Genomic DNA, 22,428 nt, shown 5'->3' with positions numbered 1-22,428 from the left:
CCCGTATTTACCCCTTACACCAGAAAACCACGTAGTAATCCTCTAATACCTCCTCTGATCTGATGCCTGTTACTTTGTGCGAAGAGACAAACCTAAATTCATACGGAGCAAACCATGAACAATAAAAAAATTCTGATGATCACTGGTGATTTCACTGAAGACTACGAAACAATGGTGCCCTTTCAAACACTTTTAGCCGTCGGTTACAGCGTCGATGCGGTCTGCCCAGATAAAGTATCGGGAGACACTGTCGCAACAGCAATTCACGACTTTGAAGGTGATCAAACTTATACCGAAAAGCCTGGCCATAAGTTCACCCTGAATGCCACTTTTGCCGATATTCAGCCAGACGATTACGATGCTTTAGTTATTCCAGGTGGACGGGCGCCTGAATATTTACGCCTTAACCCTAGCGTTCTAAAAATGGTGAAGCATTTCTTTGAAACGAACAAACCTGTCGCTGCGGTTTGTCACGGTGCACAAATACTCTCAGCCGCTGGCGTATTAAAAGGGAAAAACTGCTCCGCCTATCCCGCTTGCATGCCTGAAATAAACCAGTCCGGTGGTATTTATGCGGAGATAGCGATCGACGCCGCGATTACAGATGGGAATTTAGTAACAGCCCCTGCTTGGCCTGCTCATCCAGCATGGCTATCTCAGTTTATCGCTTTACTAAATAAGTAAGGCTAAGAGCGATTACCCCTTAAGGTAGTCGCTCTTTAAAAAACCTCTATAATAAAACACCTCTTCTTTACATCAGGTAGCCACCCTTCATGTGTAAATTATTTATTAACGCGAATCCTGAGTTATGGAAAAGCAGTACACGCTCTCTACGTATAGACGGCATGGTCACTAGCGTTCGTCTGGAAAACTATTTCTGGAGCACTCTAGAAGAGATTGCTCAGCGGGATCAGATGAACATTCCTCAGATGCTTACCCGTCTCTATCATGAATCAATCGATGCAGGGCATGACTTAGGCAACTTTACATCCTTTTTAAGAGTCTGTTGTATGCGCTATCTCGCGTTACAATTGACTGGAGATATTCCGGTTAATGGGGAGGTTTCCATTAATACACTTGATGCAGATTCAATCTTAATAAATGAGATAGAGCAGCGACATTAGGCGCTCTACTTGATCTGATATAACCATAACGCTCCTCATTAACATCGGAATATTTTGTATGGTCGGTTTTGGCGCTAAAAATTTTAACCTTGCTATCTATATTGCCAATAGGCCACCCCTTGATGATTACCTGAACTTATCAACCATCCAAGCACTTTTACCCGAAGAAGCACACAACATAGGCCAAGCGACGAGTAACCATTGGCGTAAAATATTTAATGTGAGTGCTAAATTTCTATTTGAGCTTTATCAAGAAGAGAAACGGTTCGATGCTAAATTCACTTGGCAGGATTATCGCGATACTTTTCTATTTCAGGCAGAAAGCAGGGAGGCTTTGCTGTTCTCTCCCCCCTCTTTCGAACAGCCAGATACCATCCATATAGTGGCAGGAAAAACCTACGCTAAACAGTTAAAACTTGCTCACCTAACGTGGCTAGATGAGCATTTTGCAGTCAGTACTCAAGAACCTTTGATTCTGTGTCCTTATTTAGACTATCGGCAACTAAGTAATGTCCGTATCACTCAGCTAGTATCTCTAGTACAAGCCATACGTAACAGAAACCAATAAAGCGTCATAAATGTGGTCTCTACTCTGAAAGGCTAGAGATCATCTCCGCATAAAGCTCGTGAAAATCGCTAAACTCATCATCATTATGGCGACAGCAACGAATGGAGCCTGACTTAATATCGTAAACCCAGCCATGGATCTCAATTTTTCCCGTCGCTAATTTGGCAGCAACCACAGGATGAGTACGAAGATGTTGAACTTGTTGCAATACATTTTCTTCAATCGCTTCATTCAAATGGCATGAATCAACGCCTTGATTCCAGGGAATACCATTACGCTCTCGCACAATTTCCATCGCAGAACGGCAATGCCCAAGCCACTCTTTAACATGAGGCAAGCCATTTAACGCCTCAATATCTAATGCTCCTTTAATCGCACCGCAATCTGTATGTCCACAAACAATAATATGACGAACACCGAGCACCGCCACTGCATACTCAATTGAAGCGGTCATACCACCGGTTTCATTACTATGAGGAGGGATAACATTACCTGCATTACGGCAGATAAATAGATCACCCGGATGGGAGCCGGTCAGTAAATTAGGATCTATTCGTGAATCTGAACAGGTAAAGAAAAGAACATCGGGCTTTTGACCTTGGTCAGCAAGCTCACCAAAAAGGTCTTTCCGCTTGGGGTAAACATTGAGTTTAAAATCCAACACACCTTTAATTATCTTTTCCATAGTCGCTCACTTGTATCAAAAAAAAGTCTGCGAGATCAATAACCCACCCCGCAGACTAATGGGGTTTTAACCAATATCGATTAGAATCTCACCGGGAGTAACACGGTCACCTTTTTGCACATACACAGCCTTAACTATTCCATCCACGTTGGAATGAACCTCCATCTCCATCTTCATTGCTTCAATCACCATAACACCCTGCCCAGCGGTTACAGCCGTGCCTTCTTGAACTAACACCTCGACAACATTACCCGGCATTGCTGCACTCACATGCCCGGGATCTGTTGCACGCTTCCGCCCTTTAGTGTCATCAGCAACAAACTCATTTAAAGATTCGAAAATAACCTCTTCTGGCATACCATCAAGTGAGAGGTAAAGCTTACGCTTTCCTGTGCCCGCATCACCCACACCCGTAATGGCCACTTCATAGCTCTCGCCGTGAACATCGATTAAAAATTCAGACGCTGCAACGGGAGCTGGCGAACTATTAAGAGTGGTCAGAACCTCAGGCTCTAAGGTTCCCGCTTCTCGCTGCTGTAGATATTCCTTGCCTAAATCAGGGAACATAGCATAGGTCAGTACATCTTCCTCATTCTTAGCCAGAGAGCCAATCTCATCACTCAATTTTTGGAATTCAGGTACTAACAAATCCGCAGGGCGCCCTTCATTGCAGACTTCTGCACCTATGGCCTGCTGCTGTAATTCACTATTTACCGGTGCAGGGGGACGACCATATCCGCCGAGCAAATAACGCTTAACTTCATTGGTAATCGTTTTATAACGCTGCCCTGCCAATACATTGTAAACGGCTTGCGTACCAACAATTTGAGAGGTCGGTGTCACCAATGGTGGATAGCCTAGATCTTTTCTTACCCGCGGTATTTCAGCAAAAACATCGCGAATAGAATCCAAAGCGTTTTGCTCTTTTAGCTGATTAGCCAAATTAGACATCATGCCGCCTGGAACTTGATTGATCTGTACTGATATATCCTCGCGTGTAAACTCACTTTCGAACTGATGATATTTTTTACGCACTTCTCGGAAATAATCCGCTATCTCCGATAACAACTCAAGATCTAATCCTGTATCAAACTCACTGCCCTTCAACGCAGCCACTTGCGATTCAGTCGCAGGATGACTTGTACCACCCGCAAATGAAGAGATCGCAGTATCGATAATATCTGCACCAGCTTCTATTGCTTTCATTTGACAGAGCGGTGCAAGTCCTGATGTAGAATGGCTATGCACAACTAATGGAAGATCCACAGCCTCTTTAATCGCCTTAACCAAAGCATAAGTATCATAAGGGCTAAGCAGACCTGCCATATCTTTTATGGCAATCGAGTCAGCCCCCATCTTTTTCAGATCAATAGCTTGCTGTACAAAGAGTTCATTAGTGTGCACAGGGCTGGTGGTATAACAGATGGTTCCCTGCGCATGTTTGCCTGCTTTTTTAACGGCTTTCATCGCACGTTCAATGTTGCGAAGATCATTCAATGCATCAAAGACACGAAACACATCAATACCATTATCTGCAGCTTTCTGCACAAAATGGTCAACAACATCATCAGCATAATGACGATAGCCTAATAAATTTTGTCCTCGCAGCAACATCTGAAGACGGGTATTAGGTAAAGCTTTACGAAGTTGACGCAGACGCTCCCAAGGATCTTCTTTAAGGAAACGAATACAGGCATCAAACGTTGCTCCACCCCATGCTTCCAACGACCAATAACCCACCTTATCTAACTTTTCACAGATAGGTAGCATATCTTCTGTTCGCATACGGGTAGCGATAAGAGACTGATGCGCATCTCGCAGAACAACATCGGTAATTTCTATCTTTTTCGTAGTCATAACTCAATCCTATATCTCTTACCAACCAGCATGGGCGGCGATAGCGCTCGCAATAGCTAAAGCTATTTCACTTGGGTGGCGTTTCACGGAGTAATCCAGCAGTTCTGGATGATTCGGCACAAAACTCGTATTAAAATTGGCATCCTTAAAATCTGGATGGCGTAGGATCTGCTGATAATAATCCGCGGTCGTTTTAATACCGTGTAGACGCATGTCATCTAATGCACGCTGACCACGGGCGATCACCTGATCCCAAGATAGGGCCCAAACAACCAATTTAAGACACATCGAATCGTAATAAGGTGGTATCTCATAACCGGTATAAATAGCTGTATCAACTCGCACACCTGGGCCACCAGGAGCGTAGTAATGACTCACTCGACCAAAACTGGGTAAGAAATCATTTTTAGGGTCTTCAGCATTGATCCTAAATTGCAACGCATAACCACGAAATTGAATATCGTCTTGTTTGTATGTCAGAGCTAAACCAGAGGCGACCTTTAGCTGCTCCTGAACAATATCAACACCCGTAATTTGTTCGCTGATCGTATGCTCAACTTGCACTCGTGTATTCATCTCCATGAAATACACTTCATCACCGGTGATCAAAAACTCCACTGTACCTGCGTTCTCATAACCGACCGCTTTAGCCGCGCGTACCGCTAAATCACCGATATATTCCCGTTTCTCTTGGGATAACTGAGGGCTTGGTGCAATCTCAATCAGTTTCTGATTTCGGCGTTGTATAGAGCAGTCACGCTCAAATAGGTGGATTACATTGCCATGGCTATCCGCCAGTATCTGAACTTCGATATGCAAAGGGTCAACAATGCACTTCTCCATAAACACTTCAGCAGATCCAAACGCTTTCGTTGCCTCAGAAATGACACGGGGAAACTGGGTGATCAGTTCTTCATCACTATCGCAACGACGGATACCTCGCCCACCCCCACCGGAGGTTGCTTTGACCATGACGGGATAACCAATCTCTTTAGCTAGCTCTAGCGCCTCGTCCAAACCACTTAAATTGCTCTCCGAACCTGGCGTTACCGGTACATTGGCTGCTCGCATACTGTCACGAGCTTGAGTTTTATCACCCATGCCATGTATGACACTCGATTTAGGACCGATGAAAATCACACCGTTCTTTTCGCATAACCGAGCAAGTTCAGGATTTTCAGATAAAAACCCGTAGCCTGGATGAATCGCATCACAACCGGTCTCTAAGGCTAGATTTACAATCCGCAAAGGATCTAAGTAACCGGCTAATGGATCATCACCTAACGAATAAGCCTCATCAGCACGCTTAACATGCAGCCCATAACGATCCGGCTCCGTATAGATCGCTACCGACCGGATACTCATCTCCGCACAGGCTCGCACAATACGTACTGCGATCTCCCCTCGATTAGCAATCAAAACTTTTTTCAACATAACCTTTTCCTCAACAGCGAGAATGCACAGCGTAATTGCCTATCACTAAAAGAAGAAATCGTTATTTTTTTGTTTTACTATAAGGTTTACCTTATACATGAAATGAAATATAGCTTATGCAATACACAGTACCTCGCATCGCTAATCGCTTAACATTCCGACAACTTCAGGTATTTCATGCGGTTTATTCTTCACTAAATTACAGTAAAGCCGGTGAGAAATTAGGCTTAACCCAACCTGCTGTGAGTGGACAAATCCGGCAATTAGAGCAGGCCCTTGGCTCACCTTTATTTGAATATGTTGGTAGGCGCTTATACATTACCGGCGCGGGGGAAGCACTGGCGGTACACACTGAGTCTATTTTTAGAGAACTCGAAAAACTACAGATCGATCTGAGTGAACAACAAGGTAAAGTCGCAGGCGATCTCCGACTCGTGGCGGTTAGTACTGCACAATATGTAGTGCCTTATCTGATCAAAGATTTTTCAATTTTACATCCTAATGTTCATATCACCGTTTCCGTTGTTAACCGCGCCACAGCCTTACAACGTATGGAAGAAAATAGAGATGATTTAACAATCATGGGCCTTGTACCGGAAAACCGGCCACTGAAAGTTTTACCTTTTTTAAACAATGAGCTAGTTCCAGTTGTACCTGCAAATCATCCATTTATAACGCAAAAAAACATTTCTCCGCAGCAGTTTCTTAATAGTCAGCTACTACTACGTGAAGCGGGCTCAGGTTCTCGCTTAGCCTTGGAAAATCATTGTTTCAAAAACGGGTTAAAACTGAAGGGAGTGATGGAATTGGGCTCAAATGCAGCCATTAAACATGCGGTTATCGCAGGTTTAGGGGTCGCGGTTCTGCCTAAGCTCAGCTTGCTAGCGGAACTGAGACTTAAAAACCTTCACGCTATCTCATTGACCGGTTTCCCATTAAATCGTTCTTGGTCTGTAGTTTACCCGGAATCAAAATATCCGACCCCAGCCATGAAAGCCTTTATGGACTATATGCAAACAAACCTAGATACAATTGAACAGCAGTTTGAACATCTTCAAAACAGAATGGATATATAGCGCGGTAACATCGCTTATCTAATCATCCGCTGTTTTGCTAAATAGAAACCTGGCCCATATCATTTATGTCGCGTTTCGTTATACTCAAATCGACCGTTGACCCCGACTATTAGCAGGGAATCTAATGCTACAACGCATATGGCTCAGCTTTTTTCTTATCGCCTTTAGTGCCGCTTTGTATCAGTGGCTTTGGCTAGATGATTCCGGTGTATTTCAACGCCTTGTTCAATCTACATTTGATATGTCGAAGCTATCCGTAGAGCTGTCTATTGGCCTAATCGGCACGTTAGCTTTTTGGCTAGGGATGATGAAGTTAGCCGAAAGCTCAGGGCTTGTGGATAAGTTTGCCCGCGGAATAAGTCCCTTGTTTACTCGCTTAATGCCAGACGTTCCTAAAGGCCATCCAGCCTTAGGCTCTATGACTATGAACCTCTCTGCTAATATTCTTGGGCTCGACAACGCTGCAACCCCCTTAGGACTTAAAGCGATGCGTGATTTACAGACGCTAAATCCGCAAAAAGATACAGCCAGTAATGCACAAATTCTATTTTTAGTCCTAAATACGTCTTCAGTTACCCTCTTCCCAATTACCGTCTTTCTTTACCGAGCTCAACAAGGCGCTAGTGACCCAACCTCTGTTTTTATCCCTATTCTAATTGCTACATGTTGCTCTACATTAGCAGGATTACTGGCGGTAAGCTTTGTACAGAAAATACCGTTATGGGAACGTGTAATACTGCTCTACATCGGTGGATTCATCGCTTTTCTACTTGCCTTTATCGGTTACTTCTCCACCCTTACGGTGGATCAATTACAGCGCCAATCCTCCCTTGTTGGGAACTTTACAATTTTCACCGCCGTTATCGGCTTTCTATTGATTTCGCATATAAAGAAGGTCAACGTCTATGAGACATTTATTGAGGGTGCCAAAGAGGGGTTTGAGGTAGCGATTAAGATCATCCCCTATCTACTTGCGATGCTGGTGGCTATAGGCGTACTGAGGGAGAGTGGAGCTTTAGAGGGGTTTATCTGGCTTCTGCGTGAAGGTTTAGGTGCTTTAGGGTTCGATACGCGCTTTGCTGACGCCCTCCCAACCGCAATCATGAAACCATTATCCGGCTCCGGTGCTCGGGCGATGATGCTGGAAACAATGAACACCCATGGCGTAGATTCATTTCCCGCTTATCTCGCCTCAATCATTCAAGGTTCAACCGAAACAACCTTCTATGTACTGGCCGTTTACTTTGGTTCCGTGGGAATACGCCATACCCGCCATGCAATAGCCTGCGGGTTAACGGCTGATTTAGCCGGTATTATTGCCGCGATTAGTGTCGGTTATTGGTTTTTTGGTTAATACTTGATCCAACAAACTCGTAACGCTGCGCTATCAACCAGATTAGAAGGCATCCAAACCACGAATATGACCATGACCGTCAATCGCAACCTGCACACATTCAGCCTCGGTCACTTTACGCAACTCCGTACCATCAGGGCAGCAGCCCCAAGCTTCTACTTTGATACGCATAGAAGTATGACCTGTCTCTACCAATTGAGTATAGAACGACATAATGGTTCCCACACGAACCGGGGACATAAATGCCATCTGGCCAATGGATACAGTAGAGATTCGTCCTTTAGATAGACGAGCAGAGAATATCTCTGATGCTTGTACCATCTTCGCAGACACCCAACCTCCATAAACGTCACCAAACATATTTGTGGCATCACAAGCCGCCGGTAGCTGCAAACTCAGCTCACCTTCTGGTTGTAGGCTTTCATCATCATTTATTATCATTATTAAGTCACCTCGACAGGAGCGTACTAACGCTATTTAACCAACTTCACTTGGTAGCGTATGCCATCAAGCTTACAAAGCTTGCTAGGCTATTTATCAATATTAGTCGAAGATTATACAAAAGTATTAATCATTCAAACCCCATATTGAAAAAACGTTCACTTTTTAAAAAATGTTTTGCGCTGTCACATATTTGTCATTAAAGCTGCCTATAGTTCTCCTCATATTAACTTTCACAAAAATATTAAGACTCTCTGGAGCTTTACATGAAACCTATGAAAAAGTTATTTGCTGCTGTTGCTATCTCTGCAACTTGCGTAGCTGCAAATGCATCTGACCTTCTAGATAAAAACCTACCCGTTTACACTAAGGCTTCTGGTGTTTCTGGTAACCTTTCATCTGTAGGTTCTGACACACTAGCTAACCTTATGACGTTGTGGGCTGAAGAGTTCAAACGTAACTACCCTAACGTTAACATTCAGATTCAGGCTGCGGGTTCTTCTACTGCTCCACCAGCACTAACTGAAGGCACATCTAACATTGGCCCTATGTCTCGTAAAATGAAAGACAAAGAGCTAGAAGCATTTGAAAAGAAATACGGCTATAAGCCAACACCTGTAGCCGTTGCTATCGATGCCTTAGCGGTATTCGCTCATAAAGATAACCCTGTTAAAGGCCTAACGATTGCTCAAGTAGATGCGATCTTCTCATCTACTCGTAAGTGTGGCGCTGCAAACGATATTGCTACTTGGGGCGATGCAGGCGTAACAGGTTCTTTAGCTGATAAAACGGTTCAGATCTTCGGTCGTAACTCTGTATCTGGTACTTACGGTTACTTCAAGAAGAAAGCGCTTTGTAAAGGCGATTTCAAAAACAACGTTAACGAACAGCCAGGTTCTGCTTCTGTAGTTCAGTCTGTATCTACTTCTTTGAACAGCATCGGTTACTCCGGTATCGGCTACAAGACTGCCTCTGTTCGTGCGCTTCCTTTGACTAAGAAAGAAGGCACTGCGTTTGTTGAAGCTTCACCAGAAAACGCACTTAACGGCACATACCCTCTTGCTCGTTCACTTTACGTATACGTGAACAAAAAGCCAGGTCAGCCTCTAGCACCACTAGAGAAAGAGTTCCTGAAAATGGTTATGTCTAAAGTAGGTCAAGAAGTTGTAGTTAAAGATGGCTACATTCCTCTACCTTCTGCTGTAGTTAAAAAACAGATGGCTGCTCTAGGCATGTAATACGCCTCGAACATGTTTGACATCAATAAGGGGGCCTTTAGGCCCCCTTATTTCGCTTAAAGCACCCTCTGTAACATTGGTGTAACAAACTTTTAATATTGTACGCGCCGTAAATTCAGTTAACCTCAGGACCAACGCGCCATGAGTAAAGACAATATAGCTTCAGCCGAGTTGGATTTTAATACCCCATCCGCTAAGCGAAACAGAAGCATACGCGCACTGAAAGATAAGTTTGCAGCGGCAGGCATAGCCTTCGGTGGAATCAGTGTAATCGTAGCCATTCTGTTGATCTTCTTCTATCTACTCTATGAAGTAGCGCCTCTATTTGAATCAGCAGATATAGAAAGGTGGCAGGAGAATAATCAACAGGTTGCTCCCTATTCAGTCCCAGGCGAAGGTAAGACGCTTTACCTTACGATGGAAGAGCAAGCGGAAATAGGTTTACGGATCACAGATCTAGGCCAACTTGTTTTCTTCAATACGCTTAACGGTGATGTAATCAAGCAGGAGACTATTAATGTTCCTGCCGGTGCAACCGTTACTAGCTTTGCTATTGCGTCAGAATACAGTGGTATTTTTGCCTTAGGTTTCAGCAACGGTGAAGCGCTAGTATTTAAGCAGTTCTACAAATCCACCTACCCTAATGATATTCGTGTCATTACGCCTGAGGTCGTTTACCCTCTTGGCGCTGAGCCAATCACTATAAGTGAAGGTCCGGTGGACGTTCTCGCCTTAAATGGTGGTGAAGACGAATGGACAATCGTTGGTGGTCAGAAATCTAAGCTGACAGCTACAGAAGTGACACTTTCACTCAATATCATCACCGATGAAGTGTCTGCAGAAACCAACTCCTTTGCGCTACCTAACATGAACATCTCAGCGAAAAAGCTTTTATTAATGCCTGATCGCAGCTGGATGATGATCGCAAGTGATGGGGGCAAGCTGGGTATTGTTAATATGAAGGCTGAAGGCGGCCCCGCTATTACTCAGCTTATTGACGCGACTACCGGCAATATTACTTCATTCGAAATGCTACTAGGGGGTAACTCACTGCTTATCTCTGATGATCTAGGTGTAACCAGCCAGTGGTTTTTAGTACGTAATGATAAAAACCAATGGGTGATGACTAAGGTTCGTAGTTTCGAAAATGGTAATACTGCGGTGAGCTCAATCTCGATTGAACACCGCCGTAAAGGTTTTGTCACTATCTCTGAACAGGGACAACTGTCGTTCTACAGCACAACGGCACATCGTACCTCATTAAGTGCAGCAATCACTGAAGGCAATGCCGATATGATTGCACTAGCGCCGCGTTCTAACGCACTGCTAGTAGAACAGAATAATCAGCTAACCTTATGGGCGATTCATAACGAGCATCCTGAAATTTCATGGAGCGCTATTTGGGAAAAAGTTTGGTACGAAGGCTATGAAGAGCCTGAGTACACTTGGCAGTCCTCTGCTTCTACAAATGACTTTGAACCTAAATACAGCTTGATGCCTCTAGCGTTTGGTACTCTTAAAGCGGCATTCTATGCCATGCTATTTGGCACACCGCTCGCGATTTGCGGGGCTATTTATACCGCTTATTTCATGGTTCCAGCGATGCGCCGCAAGGTAAAACCTTTCATTGAGTTAATGGAGGCTTTACCAACTGTTATCTTAGGTTTCTTAGCAGGCTTATGGTTAGCGCCTTTTATGGAGGTCAACCTCGCCGGAATATTTGTCACACTCCTTGTTCTGCCCGCGGCGATTATCGCCTTCGCTTATGCTTGGTCTGGGGCACCAAAATCAATTAGGTACCTTATACCTGATGGCTGGGATGCCGCTCTATTAGTACCCGTTATTATCTTAGCAACCTACTTTAGCTTTGCTATAGCGCCATATTTAGAGCAGATGCTATTCGGTACGGAGATGCGTTACTGGGTAACCAGTGAGTTAGGTATTCCTTACGACCAACGTAACGCGCTTGTTGTGGGTGTGGCCATGGGCTTTGCAATTATCCCAACCATCTTCTCAATTACAGAGGATGCGATATTTGCTGTGCCAAAACACTTGTCCTATGGCTCATTAGCTCTAGGTGCAACCCCATGGCAAACATTAGTGCGTGTTGTTATGCCGACCGCAAGCCCAGGTATTTTTTCTGCGGTAATGATCGGTATGGGTCGTGCAGTCGGTGAAACAATGATCGTATTAATGGCGACAGGTAATACGCCGATCATGGATGTGAATATCTTTGAAGGCATGCGTACCTTGGCAGCCAATATAGCTGTTGAGATGCCAGAGTCTGAAGTAGGTAGCACCCACTTCCGTATCTTGTTCTTAGCCGCGTTCGTATTGTTCATATTCACCTTTATGGTGAATACGCTAGCGGAGCTGGTTCGTCAGCGCTTGCGTAAGAAATACGGCTCACTTTAACCCGTGCGTAATAGAGGATAATTCTAATGCGACAGTCTTTTTCAGAATGGACAAAATCCGGCGCACCTTGGGTATGGCTTAATGCCGGTGCCGTTGCGATCTGTCTAATCATGGTAATTGGGTTGCTTTCCCTAATTGCCGTTCGTGGTTTGGGACATTTCTGGCCTGCCGATGTAGTTCAAGGTACCTATGTCGAAAATGATCACAGTGTTCGTCTAATTGGTGAACGCGTACAAACAGAAATCGTTCCAGCAGAACAACTGCGAGGAAGCGGTGTAACCGTTGCTGAAAATGTTGAAGAGATGCATCGTTCCCTTATGAAAGTAGGTAACCGTGATCACGGTGGTACCGATTTCATTTGGATTATCGATGATTTTCTTGGAAACAAAGAAAAACCGGAAATGTTATTTACGGCAGAACGTCGTGAATGGGGTAATTTTTACGGTTACCTTCGCGGCATTAAGGAAGAAGGGAAATTAGTTGCTAGCCATGACGGTTACGAAAGCAGCCCTGAATACCAGATTTTATGGGATGCCTTACAAAACCGTATTGAGCGGGTGACGTCAATTCAAGAGAAGATTGATCATATTGAGAAGGGCGAAATTAGCTCAATCAACTATGAGCTTGAACGTCTTCGTTTGAAAGAACGCTCATTGCAGCTAAAAGAGGTCGTAGAGACTGCACCCTATCAAGCAATTACGGATCGCCGTCTAGAGTTAGATGCTGAATACGAGAGTCTTCAGAGTGAACTACTCGCACTATATAAAGCGATTAATCGTGACAGCATTACCGCTGAGATCGCTAATGGACAAGTTGTTGAATTAAAAATAGCAGCAATTGTCCGTGCTTTCCTGCCGAATGATATGGGCCTTGGTGGCAAACTTGTGCACTACTTCCAAAAACTTTGGGAGTTCGTCTCAACAGATCCACGTGAAGCTAACACTGAAGGGGGTATCTTCCCTGCAATCTTCGGTACAGTAATGATGGTTCTCATCATGTCTGTTATCGTTACACCCTTTGGTGTGATTGCGGCTGTATACTTACGTGAATATGCAAGACAAGGGTTTGTTACACGCCTTATCCGCATCGCGGTAAACAACTTAGCGGGTGTACCGTCGATCGTTTACGGTGTATTTGGTCTTGGTTTCTTTGTTTACTTTTTAGGTGGTCATATAGATGACGCCTTCTTCCCAGAAGCAAAGCCGGCTCCGACATTCGGAACACCGGGCCTTATGTGGGCTTCTATTACATTGGCACTGTTAACAGTTCCAGTGGTTATCGTTGCGACTGAAGAGGGCTTAACACGTATCCCTCGCGCAGTTCGTGAAGGCTCTTTAGCTCTAGGTGCAACGAAATTCGAAACATTAATGAAAATCGTTATTCCAATGGCAAGCCCCGCCATAATGACCGGTGTCATACTGGCTATTGCGCGAGCGGCCGGTGAGGTAGCGCCATTAATGTTGGTTGGTGTGGTCAAACTTGCACCAAGCCTACCATTGGATTTGAACTACCCATATCTACATTTAGATCAGAAATTTATGCACTTGGGCTTCCATATCTACGATGTAGGTTTCCAAAGCCCTAACGTTGAAGCGGCTCGTCCGCTGGTATACGCAACGGCGCTTCTGCTAGTGATCGTAATCGCATTGCTGAATTTGACAGCAATTCAGATTCGAAATCACCTGCGTGAAAAATTCAAAGCGCTTGAAATGTAACTAGAAGTCGGACTTAATTTTTTAAAAGGTTGCTAAAATGACTAGCGAAGCTAAAACACACGCAATTGATATCTCTTCTTTACAGCGTGATAACCAAGTATTAAACCTCGAGGAAGAAACCCTTGCACTTGAGGTGAAAGATCTAAAATTATGTTACGGCGATAATGAAGCCTTACATGGTATTGATATGCAAATCCCAAAGAACCGCGTAACCGCATTTATTGGGCCATCAGGGTGTGGTAAATCAACTTTACTACGCTGTTTCAATCGCATGAATGATTTGGTTGATGACTGTCGTATCACGGGCCAAATTCTTCTAGATGAAAACAACATCTATGATCGTAGCGTAGAAATTGCTGAACTACGTCGCCGAGTTGGTATGGTTTTCCAGAAACCTAATCCATTTCCTAAATCGATTTACGAAAATGTAGCTTACGGCCTTCGTATTCAAGGTGTCACCAAAAAACGCATTATTGATGAAACCGTTGAATGGGCACTTAAATCAGCGGCACTTTGGGATGAAGTAAAAGATCGTCTACATGAAAGTGCATTGGGTATGTCCGGTGGTCAGCAACAGCGTCTCGTTATTGCACGTACCATTGCGGTAAAACCTGAAGTATTGCTATTAGATGAGCCCGCTTCAGCGTTAGACCCAATATCTACACTGAAAATTGAAGAGTTGATCCACGAACTGAAGAAAGATTTCACCATCGTGATCGTAACTCACAACATGCAGCAGGCAGCGCGTGTATCTGATTACACGGCTTTCATGTATATGGGTGATCTGATTGAATTTGGTGTAACCGATACGCTTTTCACTAACCCTGAAAAGAAACAAACTGAAGACTACATCACTGGCCGCTACGGTTAATTGGGGAAAGGATAAATAACATGGAACTTAAAACAGAAGATTATTCCACGCATATCTCCCAGCAATTCAATGAAGAGCTGGAACAGATTCGTACCCAGCTTCTTACCATGGGCGGCGTGGTCGAGCGTCAAGTTCACGATTGTATCGATGCGCTACTAAATGGCGATGCTGAATTAGCTGAACAATCTCGTCGAGTTGATAAGCAAACTAACGAGATGGAAGTCCTTATTGATGAGCAGTGCACAACAATTATTGCTCGTCGCCAACCGGCTGCGAGTGATTTGCGTTTAATTATCGCTGTCTCAAAAGCCGTATCCGACTTGGAAGGAATGGGCGATGAAGCTAGCCGTATCTGCCGCCATGCCATTGAGTTGGTTGAAGAAGGCAGCTCTCCTCGCGGCTACCAAGAGGTTCGCCATATTGGTAATTTAGTCCGTGAGATGGTTAAAGATGTATTAACCGCATTTGCTCGCAACGATACTGAGCTAGCGTACCGTGTGGCGAAAATGGATAAATCTGTCGATCAGGAATATCGCTCAGCGATGCGCTCTCTTGCAACATTTATGATGGAAGATCCGCGCTCAATCTCTAGCGTTATGAATGTAATTTGGGTACTGCGTAGCTTAGAACGTATCTCAGAACATGCCCGAGCGATGGCAACTCACCTTATCTACTTAGTTAGTGGTACCGATGTTCGTCACGGTAGCCTTAAGCAGATAAAACGTGCCGTTAATCCAGATACTGATGAGCAAGAATAAGTAAGTCTATTTCATCACTAGACGATACGATAAAACAGCCTTCGGGCTGTTTTTTTTGGTTAATCTCAAAGTTCTACAGCGATTGGTCGATATAATGATCACAACGTAATATATCAGCTTAAACATCAAAGTTTATAAAGACGTGTAGATGCTTAGCTGTTCTCGGATTTAGGACCTTTATGCTGCAATACACTGTCTACGCTGATCTAAACTGTCCTTTCTGTTATGCCTTGCATGAACAGTTACATGAATTCGGCCTATTACCCCAGGTAGATTGGCGTTTAGTTGAGCATGCACCCGATATTGCTATCTACAATAAAACCGCTGAAAACCAAGCAGAATTAGCGAGCGACGTATTTGTCGTTCGCAGTCGCGTTCCTCATATAGACGTTGCTCTACCGCAAAGAAGAAGTGATAGCCATTTTGCTAACCTCTGTGTCATCCAAGCAGCAGAACATGACCTAGAAAAATCTATTAAATTACGCCATTTACTTTATCGCGCGCTCTGGATTGACGGTTTAGATATAGCTGATGTACCTGTTATCTATGACTGTCTCATCGCAGCAGGGTTGCCTGCAGAAGTCACAATAGAAGAAGCACAAGAAAACCTTTTAGCCCAATGGCAAAAAAGTTGGGAAGATGGCAACTTTAACTTAAGAATTCCAGTGATCTGTAGTTCAGATGGCCGAACCTCCCTTGGTTTGCCTAGCCCTGATGATTTGAAAGCGTTCTTTAAAGGCGAAGAGATCAGTACACTAGAGATTCGTGGCGAAGTTAAAACGAAACCTCTACAGCAAACCATCGCAATATACTGTGACCATAATATAGAAAATATTTGGCCCTTGATCGCCTCTTTACGTAACGACTACAACATTCTTTTACCCTCAAACCTTTCAGAATTAAAACAGCTACTACATAAAGACCACCCAGCATTATTGATGTTAAGTACAGAAAATCAATGGGATAGCATGTTTTCACTATGCAGGGATGTCACAAGTAACCAAGACGAATTATCTATCCCTGTCGCGTTCATCAATCAAGAGAACGATGATCAGCGTGAGCTAGAAGCTTACAATGCTGGCGCTTCTGATTTCATGTATCTGACCCGCCCAGCCGCTGTTTTACAATCCCGCATACAGATTCTAATGCAGATGAAACAGTCCCAAGATAAGCTGGCCCGTTCTGCGCGCATAGATGGCCTTACTCAAGTGAATAATCGTCGCGAATTTGACCGTAGCATTGACGCTGAGTGGCGTAGAGCACAACGCTCTAAACGTAACTTAGTGCTTCTTATGCTCGATGTAGACCATTTCAAATCTTTTAATGATCAATATGGACACTTAGCAGGCGACGGCTGCTTAAGAACCATTGCGCAGGCCATTAAAAAAACGGTTAAACGGGCTGAAGATTCTGTTTATAGATATGGTGGTGAAGAGTTTGCCGTCATACTCCCAGAAAGTACTCTGGAAGGGGCGAAGATCCTTGCTGAAAAGGTTCGTGCAAATATTGAAGCCTTACAGATCAAACATCTAAACGCTGGCGACAAAAAGATTGTGACAGTTAGTATTGGTATTGCGAGCTGTAAACCATCTGAAGATATCTGCCCGAACGACTTAATCGAACAGACAGATAGAGCACTCTATAAAGCTAAAGAACTGGGCCGTAATAGAGTTATCCTCAACACCTAATACTAGAGTTCCGGCATAGAAATAAAGCCAGGTAAGGCTTTTATGCGGTTTATCCATGCCCGAATATGTGGATAACTTTCTAAAGAAACACCCCCTTCATGGGATAAGCCTACATAAGGCATCACAGCACAGTCAGCAATTGTTGGGCGATCTAAAGCTAACCATTCATGCTCAGTCAGCTGAGCTTCAAGAATAGGTAAAATTTTAGCCGCAACGGCTAATGCACTTTCTTTATGCAGATCGAATCCAAACTTATCCACAAGCCGTGCAGCACCTGGGCCATTCTGTACCTCATTCGCCGCCGTCGACAGCCACTGTATAACTTCAGCTTGCTCAGCAGGCGTTTTAGGGTACCAACTTTCATCAGCATATTTCCCAGCAAGATAAACCAAAATAGCTTGGGAATCTCTTATCACAACCTCCCCATCAGTTAAAACAGGAAGCTCCCCTAATGGGTTTAAGTCAATCACTGGTGATTGTTTATGTTCACCGGCCATAAAATCGACGGGAACTAACTCTAGTTTAATACCCGCTAATGCAGCAAATAAACGGGCTTTGTAACAGTTACCCGATAACTCAAGATCATAAAGCTTCATGTTAAATCTCCTTGTTTTATTACCCCGAGCTCTAGCAGCTGTTCCTCACTAAAACGAGGTGTCAAATATTGTGAACAGTTCCAATCAAAGGCTTCCAACTCAATCTCGATGATCGATTCGACACGCTCCTTTTCACTGCAATAGTCCATAACCGGCTTTAACCGCTCGGATAGGTCATCGAGAAAATAAATACGCATTCGGCCTAAAATTTTTAACCGGCGCTTATTAGCGTAGTCTACTAAGAACAACGCCACCTTATTGTTATGCGTGCTATTGCCAAGCGTTTGATATTGAGAATTACCTCGATAATTAGCAAAGGCTAAGCATCGATCGTTAATGATCTGTAAAAAACCGAGAGGGCCGCCTCGATGTTGAATATATGGCCAATCATTTTCAGAAACCGTTGCCATATAAAAACTATCTCGCTGCGATATAAAGGCACACTCCCGTTCTCTTAAACGATCAAAGTCCGGCATACGCCCACGCATCTGCTGCATCTTTTCAAAACTGCCAAAATGCTGCTGTATTGATTCTACGGCGGGGGTGAATGTTAACTCACTAAAACGGTGGGCCATCGATCTCTCGTTTACTCTATTAGGTTATCATCATTATTGTTTATTCATTTATAGCAATAAAGATAAATAGATGACTTTAACTAATGCAATTTACGCATTAATATAAAAACATGAATAAACTTAAAGCGATGGCTATTTTTGTAAAAATTGTTGAAAGCGGTAGTTTAAATGGCGCAGCGGATAAACTATCGATGTCACAATCATCCGTAGTGAGAGCCCTTGCCGCTTTAGAAAATACCTTAGGCGTTCAACTACTTTATAGAACCACTAGACGCCTGACCCTCACTGAAGAGGGACGTGACTACTGTCAGCGCTGCCGACAAATACTCCTTGAGGTGGAAGACGCAGAAAATGCACTGACTCAACGGCAAATAAAACCGAGTGGAAAAATACGTATTACCGCCCCCATGACCTTCGGGCGTCTACACCTAGCACCTATTATTAATGACTTTTTAACCACCTTTCCTGAAACCGAAGTTGAGCTTCTACTCCTCGATCGTGTTGTAGATCTTATTGAAGAAGGTATGGATATAGCCCTGCGCATAGGCCAACTCCCCGATTCAACTTTAATTGCTAAACAAATAGGTCATATCCGTTATAAGGTCTGCGCTAGCCCTGCATACATTCAAAAAGCAGGTATACCTAGCGCCCCCACTGAACTATCCGATTACCAATGTATAAGGCTTACAGGACTAAAATCGCACTCTGAGTGGGCATTTAAAGAAACCGGAAAAGTACACAAAATAAGCGTATCGGGCCCTTTTAAAACGAATCATATTGAAACAGCGCTAGATGCTTGCGCCCAAGGGTTAGGCTATTGCCAGTTTTTAAGTTATCAAGTCGACCAGAGAATTGCTTCAGGAGAGCTAACACCGGTACTTGAGAGCTTTGAACCCGATCCTGTACCAGTGAATTTGGTTTACCCTCACTCACGCTTACTCTCATCAAGGAGTCGGTACTTTATTGAATGGGCAGCCCCTAGATTAAAAACACGCTTATCTTTAATCCAAAGCTAAAGGTTTATCCCGCGATAGTCACTTCTCAAAGTATTGTTCCAGAGGTGGAAAACGTTCAATAAGACCTTCACGTCCCAAGGTTTCCATTAGCGCTATATTCCGCTCAGGGATCTCCTCTGGCGTTTTATAGTGCATTAAGACACGACTCATCTGCCCTTCACGGATAATATGAATAGTGGGGAACGGCGCACGATTGGTCCAGTTACTAATATGATCGGCATCAACGCCAGCAAAACAATATTGAGGGTGAAAACTGGCCAACTGAAAAACACCATCAAGACCGGCATCTTCTAAAGCATCTTGGCACATATCCAATAGATCAAGAAAACTATAAAAATCGATGGCCGTCTCAGTAAAACTGATTAAGCTGGTGGATAGCTCCGATTCTTTACAGTTCTGAATATGCTGTAATTCGTTTAGAAAATCTTGGATTGCAACATCCAACTCAGTCGCATGTGACACACAATAACGGATTGCTCGTTTACGCACCTCAGGGGCCGCAAAAGGACATAAATTAAGGCCCACGACTATAGATTCAACCCACTGCTGAGTTAAAGTCGCGGCCTCTTCTGCAGGAAAAGAAAATTTTTGTATATTCATAAAAAGGGATACTACCTCAGCCTATCGGCTGGAGATACTCATACATGTTAAGATATTGGTTTTGATGAAATCTCAGGACAACTGATCTGTGCCCATAAAAGCTGCCCTTACTCGACAAAGTTTTGATACTCGTTGGAAAACGCTCCGTCGCCCCTATCAACAGGTTGCACCTCAACAATTGCGCACTTGGTTTACTGACCACGGCTCCTTGACACAACGTTTGATAAAACTAAGTAAAGGCGACTTTCGAGTTGAAGTGGTACAGCAAGGTTGGCTTAGACCCACGCGCTCAGAAGCCAAAGCGCTAAAAATGGATTATCGCCAGGTTGCACTCATTCGAGAGGTTCAACTCATCGGCAATGGCCAACCTTGGGTCTTCGCTCGATCAATTATTCCAGCACAAACGCTCAGCGGAGCAGAACGTCAACTCCGAGTATTAGGCAACCGGTCATTAGGCAGTTTGCTATTCACCGATCCAACTATGCGGCGTGGACGCTTACAAATATGTCGCTTATCCCTTAATAATACTGAAAAAGTATGGGCGCGCCGATCTGTATTTTTTCTATCGAAAAAGCCTCTTTTGGTTTCAGAGGTTTTCCTGCCGCAACTTCTACAGGTAAACTAAACCTAATTAGTATTTTAGTAAACGCACGTCTAATTAACGGATTAAATCGCAGACAACTTTATGGCCTCTGGAACACAAAAAAACGCCCCTTTCAGCGCAGCTAAACTGCGAGCATTTGTGCAATTAATGCGTATAAATAAGCCAATAGGCAGCTATCTCCTTCTGTGGCCAGCTTACTGGGCCCTATGGATGGCAGCAGAAGGTATGCCAGCATACGACATCCTCATTATCTTCACACTTGGGGTTTTTCTTACCCGCTCAGCAGGCTGCGTAATTAATGATTATGCAGATCGCAAGATAGATGGCCATGTTAAACGTACCGCCATGCGACCTATCCCTTCCGGCCTAGTTAGCTCAAAGGAAGCTTTAATTCTCTTTACCATCCTAATGTTGGCCGCATTTGTACTCGTACTCTTTACCAATATAGAAACCATTATTTTATCTTTAGGTGGTTTAGCATTAGCCGTCTGCTACCCTTTTATGAAGCGCTACACTCACCTACCCCAAGTGGTTTTGGGCGCTGCGTTTTCTTGGGCTATTCCTATGGCTTTTACCGCCGTGACTGAAAGTGTACCTATTTATGCGTGGTTAATTTATATAGCCAATGTTTTATGGACTATCGCCTATGACACTATGTATGCCATGGTCGATAAAGATGATGATCTACGTATAGGTGTTAAATCAACCGCCATACTATTTGGCGATGCAGATAAAGTAATTATAGGGATTCTCCAGCTAACAACACTGATCACTCTTGCCTTAGTTGGTCAACAAATTCACTTAGGTTGGCCTTACTATCTCGGTTTAATCTGCGCCGCAGGCTTCTTTATTTATCAACAGTTCCTTATCCGTAATCGCGAACGTGATCTATGCTTCAAAGCGTTTTTAAATAATCATTATGCAGGTTTAGTGATTTTTATTGGCGTAGCAAGCCATTATTTCTTAGCACAATCGGATCTTTTTAAGCTATAACTTAGTAATTCAATGCAGTTTGTAATATTTGTGTAACAGTATTGTCTTCTAATAGCCCCGTCGATAAATTGAAATATAAAGGGCAATAACACCATGTCTGACTCTAAAAGCGTACTTATCGTAGATGATGAGGCGCCCATTCGCGAAATGATCGCAGTTGCACTAGAAATGGCTGGATACAACTGTTTAGAAGCGGAGAACGCTAATGAGGCCCACAGCCTGATCGTAGACGATAAACCAGATATGGTCTTATTGGATTGGATGATGCCCGGCACTAGCGGTATTGAGTTCGCCCGCCGTTTACGCAAAGATGAAACGACTGCCGATATCCCTATTATTATGCTAACCGCTAAAGGTGATGAGGATTACAAGATCAAAGGGCTGGAAGCCGGTGTAGATGATTACATCACTAAGCCATTCTCTCCTCGCGAATTAGTAGCGCGTTTAAAAGCGGTACTTCGTCGTACAACACCTAAAGGGATTGAAGAACCGGTAAGCGTCGATGGCCTTACTCTTGATCCTATCTCCCATCGCGTAACCTCAGAACAAGATCCTATTGATCTAGGACCTACAGAGTTTCGTCTATTACAATTTTTTATGACACATCAAGATCGCGCATACTCCCGTAGCCAGCTGTTAGATATGGTTTGGGGAGGCAATGTATATGTCGAAGAGCGTACGGTGGATGTGCATATCCGTCGTCTACGTAAAGCCCTTGGCGCTCGACATGATTATCTGGTACAAACAGTGCGCGGCACAGGCTATAGGTTTTCTGCTAACGTTGCCTAACATTTTTTTCATCGTTTTTATTAGGGTTTAA

General features: G+C 43.8%; 22 protein-coding genes. 15 read left to right on the top strand and 7 right to left on the bottom strand.

Annotated elements, in window-relative coordinates; translation table 11 throughout:
* Positions 1-114: 114 nt before the first annotated feature.
* From Q4492_RS10055 to Q4492_RS10045, 3 genes are all read left to right on the top strand, one after another.
* Positions 115-684: a DJ-1/PfpI family protein gene (locus Q4492_RS10055; RefSeq protein WP_303417516.1), complete on the top strand. Its 570-nt coding sequence runs from the start codon at positions 115-117 to the stop codon at positions 682-684.
* An 89-nt stretch (positions 685-773) separates the two neighbouring features.
* Positions 774-1,124: a ribbon-helix-helix domain-containing protein gene (locus Q4492_RS10050; protein WP_303417514.1), complete on the top strand. Its 351-nt coding sequence runs from the start codon at positions 774-776 to the stop codon at positions 1,122-1,124.
* Between the two features lie 58 nt (positions 1,125-1,182).
* Entirely contained in the window at positions 1,183-1,692 is a 510-nt protein-coding gene (locus Q4492_RS10045) for a hypothetical protein (RefSeq protein WP_303417511.1), read from the top strand.
* 19 nt (positions 1,693-1,711) lie between these two features.
* Here the strand turns inward: Q4492_RS10045 and Q4492_RS10040 are convergent, their stop codons facing one another.
* The 3 genes from Q4492_RS10040 to Q4492_RS10030 all read right to left on the bottom strand — a co-directional run bounded on the left by Q4492_RS10040 (position 1,712) and on the right by Q4492_RS10030 (position 5,668).
* Entirely contained in the window at positions 1,712-2,377 is a 666-nt protein-coding gene (locus Q4492_RS10040; RefSeq protein ID WP_303417509.1) for a carbonic anhydrase, read from the bottom strand.
* A 66-nt stretch (positions 2,378-2,443) separates the two neighbouring features.
* Positions 2,444-4,234 (bottom strand): sodium-extruding oxaloacetate decarboxylase subunit alpha, encoded by a 1,791-nt coding sequence (gene oadA, locus Q4492_RS10035; RefSeq protein WP_303417507.1) that lies wholly within the window; start codon positions 4,232-4,234, stop codon positions 2,444-2,446.
* A gap of 18 nt (positions 4,235-4,252) precedes the next feature.
* On the bottom strand, positions 4,253-5,668 hold the full coding sequence (locus tag Q4492_RS10030) for an acetyl-CoA carboxylase biotin carboxylase subunit (RefSeq protein ID WP_303417505.1): 1,416 nt from the start codon (positions 5,666-5,668) through the stop codon (positions 4,253-4,255).
* A gap of 116 nt (positions 5,669-5,784) precedes the next feature.
* Here Q4492_RS10030 and Q4492_RS10025 point away from each other — a divergent pair, with 116 nt between their 5' ends.
* Together Q4492_RS10025 and Q4492_RS10020 are read left to right on the top strand one after the other, a co-directional pair.
* Positions 5,785-6,744: a LysR family transcriptional regulator gene (locus Q4492_RS10025; RefSeq protein ID WP_303417504.1), complete on the top strand. Its 960-nt coding sequence runs from the start codon at positions 5,785-5,787 to the stop codon at positions 6,742-6,744.
* 124 nt (positions 6,745-6,868) lie between these two features.
* A complete protein-coding gene (locus Q4492_RS10020; protein WP_303417501.1) occupies positions 6,869-8,098 on the top strand; it encodes a nucleoside recognition domain-containing protein in 1,230 nt (409 codons plus the stop codon).
* Positions 8,099-8,140: 42 nt separating this feature from the next.
* Here the strand turns inward: Q4492_RS10020 and Q4492_RS10015 are convergent, their stop codons facing one another.
* Entirely contained in the window at positions 8,141-8,539 is a 399-nt protein-coding gene (locus Q4492_RS10015; RefSeq protein WP_303417499.1) for an acyl-CoA thioesterase, read from the bottom strand.
* A gap of 266 nt (positions 8,540-8,805) precedes the next feature.
* Here Q4492_RS10015 and Q4492_RS10010 point away from each other — a divergent pair, with 266 nt between their 5' ends.
* The 6 genes from Q4492_RS10010 (at position 8,806) to Q4492_RS09985 (ending at position 17,224) form a co-directional block, all read left to right on the top strand.
* Positions 8,806-9,777, top strand: coding sequence for a PstS family phosphate ABC transporter substrate-binding protein (locus tag Q4492_RS10010; protein ID WP_303417497.1), 972 nt, complete (start codon positions 8,806-8,808; stop codon positions 9,775-9,777).
* Between the two features lie 141 nt (positions 9,778-9,918).
* Entirely contained in the window at positions 9,919-12,192 is a 2,274-nt protein-coding gene (locus Q4492_RS10005) for an ABC transporter permease subunit (protein ID WP_303417496.1), read from the top strand.
* Positions 12,193-12,218: 26 nt separating this feature from the next.
* Positions 12,219-13,907, top strand: coding sequence for a phosphate ABC transporter permease PstA (gene pstA, locus Q4492_RS10000; RefSeq protein ID WP_303417495.1), 1,689 nt, complete (start codon positions 12,219-12,221; stop codon positions 13,905-13,907).
* A 37-nt stretch (positions 13,908-13,944) separates the two neighbouring features.
* Positions 13,945-14,778, top strand: coding sequence for a phosphate ABC transporter ATP-binding protein PstB (gene pstB, locus Q4492_RS09995; protein ID WP_303417494.1), 834 nt, complete (start codon positions 13,945-13,947; stop codon positions 14,776-14,778).
* A 20-nt stretch (positions 14,779-14,798) separates the two neighbouring features.
* On the top strand, positions 14,799-15,536 hold the full coding sequence (phoU, locus tag Q4492_RS09990; RefSeq protein ID WP_303417493.1) for a phosphate signaling complex protein PhoU: 738 nt from the start codon (positions 14,799-14,801) through the stop codon (positions 15,534-15,536).
* A 179-nt stretch (positions 15,537-15,715) separates the two neighbouring features.
* Positions 15,716-17,224 carry a diguanylate cyclase gene (locus Q4492_RS09985; protein ID WP_303417492.1) on the top strand — a complete coding sequence of 503 codons (1,509 nt, stop codon included), beginning with the start codon at positions 15,716-15,718 and terminating at the stop codon, positions 17,222-17,224.
* 2 nt (positions 17,225-17,226) lie between these two features.
* Here Q4492_RS09985 and Q4492_RS09980 read toward each other — a convergent pair whose 3' ends face one another.
* Positions 17,227-17,820 (bottom strand): glutathione S-transferase family protein, encoded by a 594-nt coding sequence (locus tag Q4492_RS09980; RefSeq protein ID WP_303417490.1) that lies wholly within the window; start codon positions 17,818-17,820, stop codon positions 17,227-17,229.
* Complete coding sequence (locus Q4492_RS09975; RefSeq protein WP_303417488.1) at positions 17,817-18,395, bottom strand: pyridoxamine 5'-phosphate oxidase family protein; 579 nt, start codon at positions 18,393-18,395, stop codon at positions 17,817-17,819. Before Q4492_RS09975 ends, Q4492_RS09980 begins: the two co-directional genes overlap by 4 nt.
* Positions 18,396-18,505: 110 nt before the next feature.
* Between Q4492_RS09975 and Q4492_RS09970 the strand changes: the two genes are divergently transcribed.
* On the top strand, positions 18,506-19,411 hold the full coding sequence (locus Q4492_RS09970; protein WP_303417485.1) for a LysR family transcriptional regulator: 906 nt from the start codon (positions 18,506-18,508) through the stop codon (positions 19,409-19,411).
* 18 nt (positions 19,412-19,429) lie between these two features.
* On the opposite strand, the gene Q4492_RS09965 is transcribed toward Q4492_RS09970, so the two are convergent.
* Entirely contained in the window at positions 19,430-20,011 is a 582-nt protein-coding gene (locus Q4492_RS09965) for a DUF1415 domain-containing protein (RefSeq protein WP_303417483.1), read from the bottom strand.
* An 88-nt stretch (positions 20,012-20,099) separates the two neighbouring features.
* On the opposite strand from Q4492_RS09965, the gene Q4492_RS09960 reads away from it, so the two are divergent.
* The 3 genes from Q4492_RS09960 (at position 20,100) to phoB (ending at position 22,397) form a co-directional block, all read left to right on the top strand.
* Positions 20,100-20,636 carry a chorismate lyase gene (locus Q4492_RS09960; RefSeq protein WP_303417481.1) on the top strand — a complete coding sequence of 179 codons (537 nt, stop codon included), beginning with the start codon at positions 20,100-20,102 and terminating at the stop codon, positions 20,634-20,636.
* A 60-nt stretch (positions 20,637-20,696) separates the two neighbouring features.
* Entirely contained in the window at positions 20,697-21,608 is a 912-nt protein-coding gene (gene ubiA, locus Q4492_RS09955) for a 4-hydroxybenzoate octaprenyltransferase (protein ID WP_303417479.1), read from the top strand.
* A gap of 93 nt (positions 21,609-21,701) precedes the next feature.
* Positions 21,702-22,397 (top strand): phosphate regulon transcriptional regulator PhoB, encoded by a 696-nt coding sequence (phoB, locus tag Q4492_RS09950; protein WP_303417477.1) that lies wholly within the window; start codon positions 21,702-21,704, stop codon positions 22,395-22,397.
* The last annotated feature ends 31 nt before the right edge of the window (positions 22,398-22,428 follow it).

Origin of the sequence: Neptuniibacter sp. 1_MG-2023 (genome assembly GCF_030547185.1) — a bacterium.
In the GTDB taxonomy this organism is placed as follows: Bacteria; Pseudomonadota; Gammaproteobacteria; order Pseudomonadales; family Balneatricaceae; genus Neptuniibacter.
The sequence above is the reverse complement of the archived record's forward strand: the minus strand, read 5'-3'. Positions and strand labels throughout refer to the sequence as shown.

Bases quoted from the DNA above. Each gene is read 5' to 3' on its own strand.
- Q4492_RS10055 (WP_303417516.1), top strand. From the start codon at position 115: ATGAACAATAAAAAAATTCTGATGATCACTGGTGATTTCACTGAAGAC.
- Q4492_RS10050 (WP_303417514.1), top strand. From the start codon at position 774: ATGTGTAAATTATTTATTAACGCGAATCCTGAGTTATGGAAAAGCAGT.
- Q4492_RS10045 (WP_303417511.1), top strand. From the start codon at position 1,183: ATGGTCGGTTTTGGCGCTAAAAATTTTAACCTTGCTATCTATATTGCC.
- Q4492_RS10040 (WP_303417509.1), bottom strand. From the start codon at position 2,377: ATGGAAAAGATAATTAAAGGTGTGTTGGATTTTAAACTCAATGTTTAC.
- oadA (WP_303417507.1), bottom strand. From the start codon at position 4,234: ATGACTACGAAAAAGATAGAAATTACCGATGTTGTTCTGCGAGATGCG.
- Q4492_RS10030 (WP_303417505.1), bottom strand. From the start codon at position 5,668: ATGTTGAAAAAAGTTTTGATTGCTAATCGAGGGGAGATCGCAGTACGT.
- Q4492_RS10025 (WP_303417504.1), top strand. From the start codon at position 5,785: ATGCAATACACAGTACCTCGCATCGCTAATCGCTTAACATTCCGACAA.
- Q4492_RS10020 (WP_303417501.1), top strand. From the start codon at position 6,869: ATGCTACAACGCATATGGCTCAGCTTTTTTCTTATCGCCTTTAGTGCC.
- Q4492_RS10015 (WP_303417499.1), bottom strand. From the start codon at position 8,539: ATGATAATAAATGATGATGAAAGCCTACAACCAGAAGGTGAGCTGAGT.
- Q4492_RS10010 (WP_303417497.1), top strand. From the start codon at position 8,806: ATGAAACCTATGAAAAAGTTATTTGCTGCTGTTGCTATCTCTGCAACT.
- Q4492_RS10005 (WP_303417496.1), top strand. From the start codon at position 9,919: ATGAGTAAAGACAATATAGCTTCAGCCGAGTTGGATTTTAATACCCCA.
- pstA (WP_303417495.1), top strand. From the start codon at position 12,219: ATGCGACAGTCTTTTTCAGAATGGACAAAATCCGGCGCACCTTGGGTA.
- pstB (WP_303417494.1), top strand. From the start codon at position 13,945: ATGACTAGCGAAGCTAAAACACACGCAATTGATATCTCTTCTTTACAG.
- phoU (WP_303417493.1), top strand. From the start codon at position 14,799: ATGGAACTTAAAACAGAAGATTATTCCACGCATATCTCCCAGCAATTC.
- Q4492_RS09985 (WP_303417492.1), top strand. From the start codon at position 15,716: ATGCTGCAATACACTGTCTACGCTGATCTAAACTGTCCTTTCTGTTAT.
- Q4492_RS09980 (WP_303417490.1), bottom strand. From the start codon at position 17,820: ATGAAGCTTTATGATCTTGAGTTATCGGGTAACTGTTACAAAGCCCGT.
- Q4492_RS09975 (WP_303417488.1), bottom strand. From the start codon at position 18,395: ATGGCCCACCGTTTTAGTGAGTTAACATTCACCCCCGCCGTAGAATCA.
- Q4492_RS09970 (WP_303417485.1), top strand. From the start codon at position 18,506: ATGAATAAACTTAAAGCGATGGCTATTTTTGTAAAAATTGTTGAAAGC.
- Q4492_RS09965 (WP_303417483.1), bottom strand. From the start codon at position 20,011: ATGAATATACAAAAATTTTCTTTTCCTGCAGAAGAGGCCGCGACTTTA.
- ubiA (WP_303417479.1), top strand. From the start codon at position 20,697: ATGGCCTCTGGAACACAAAAAAACGCCCCTTTCAGCGCAGCTAAACTG.
- phoB (WP_303417477.1), top strand. From the start codon at position 21,702: ATGTCTGACTCTAAAAGCGTACTTATCGTAGATGATGAGGCGCCCATT.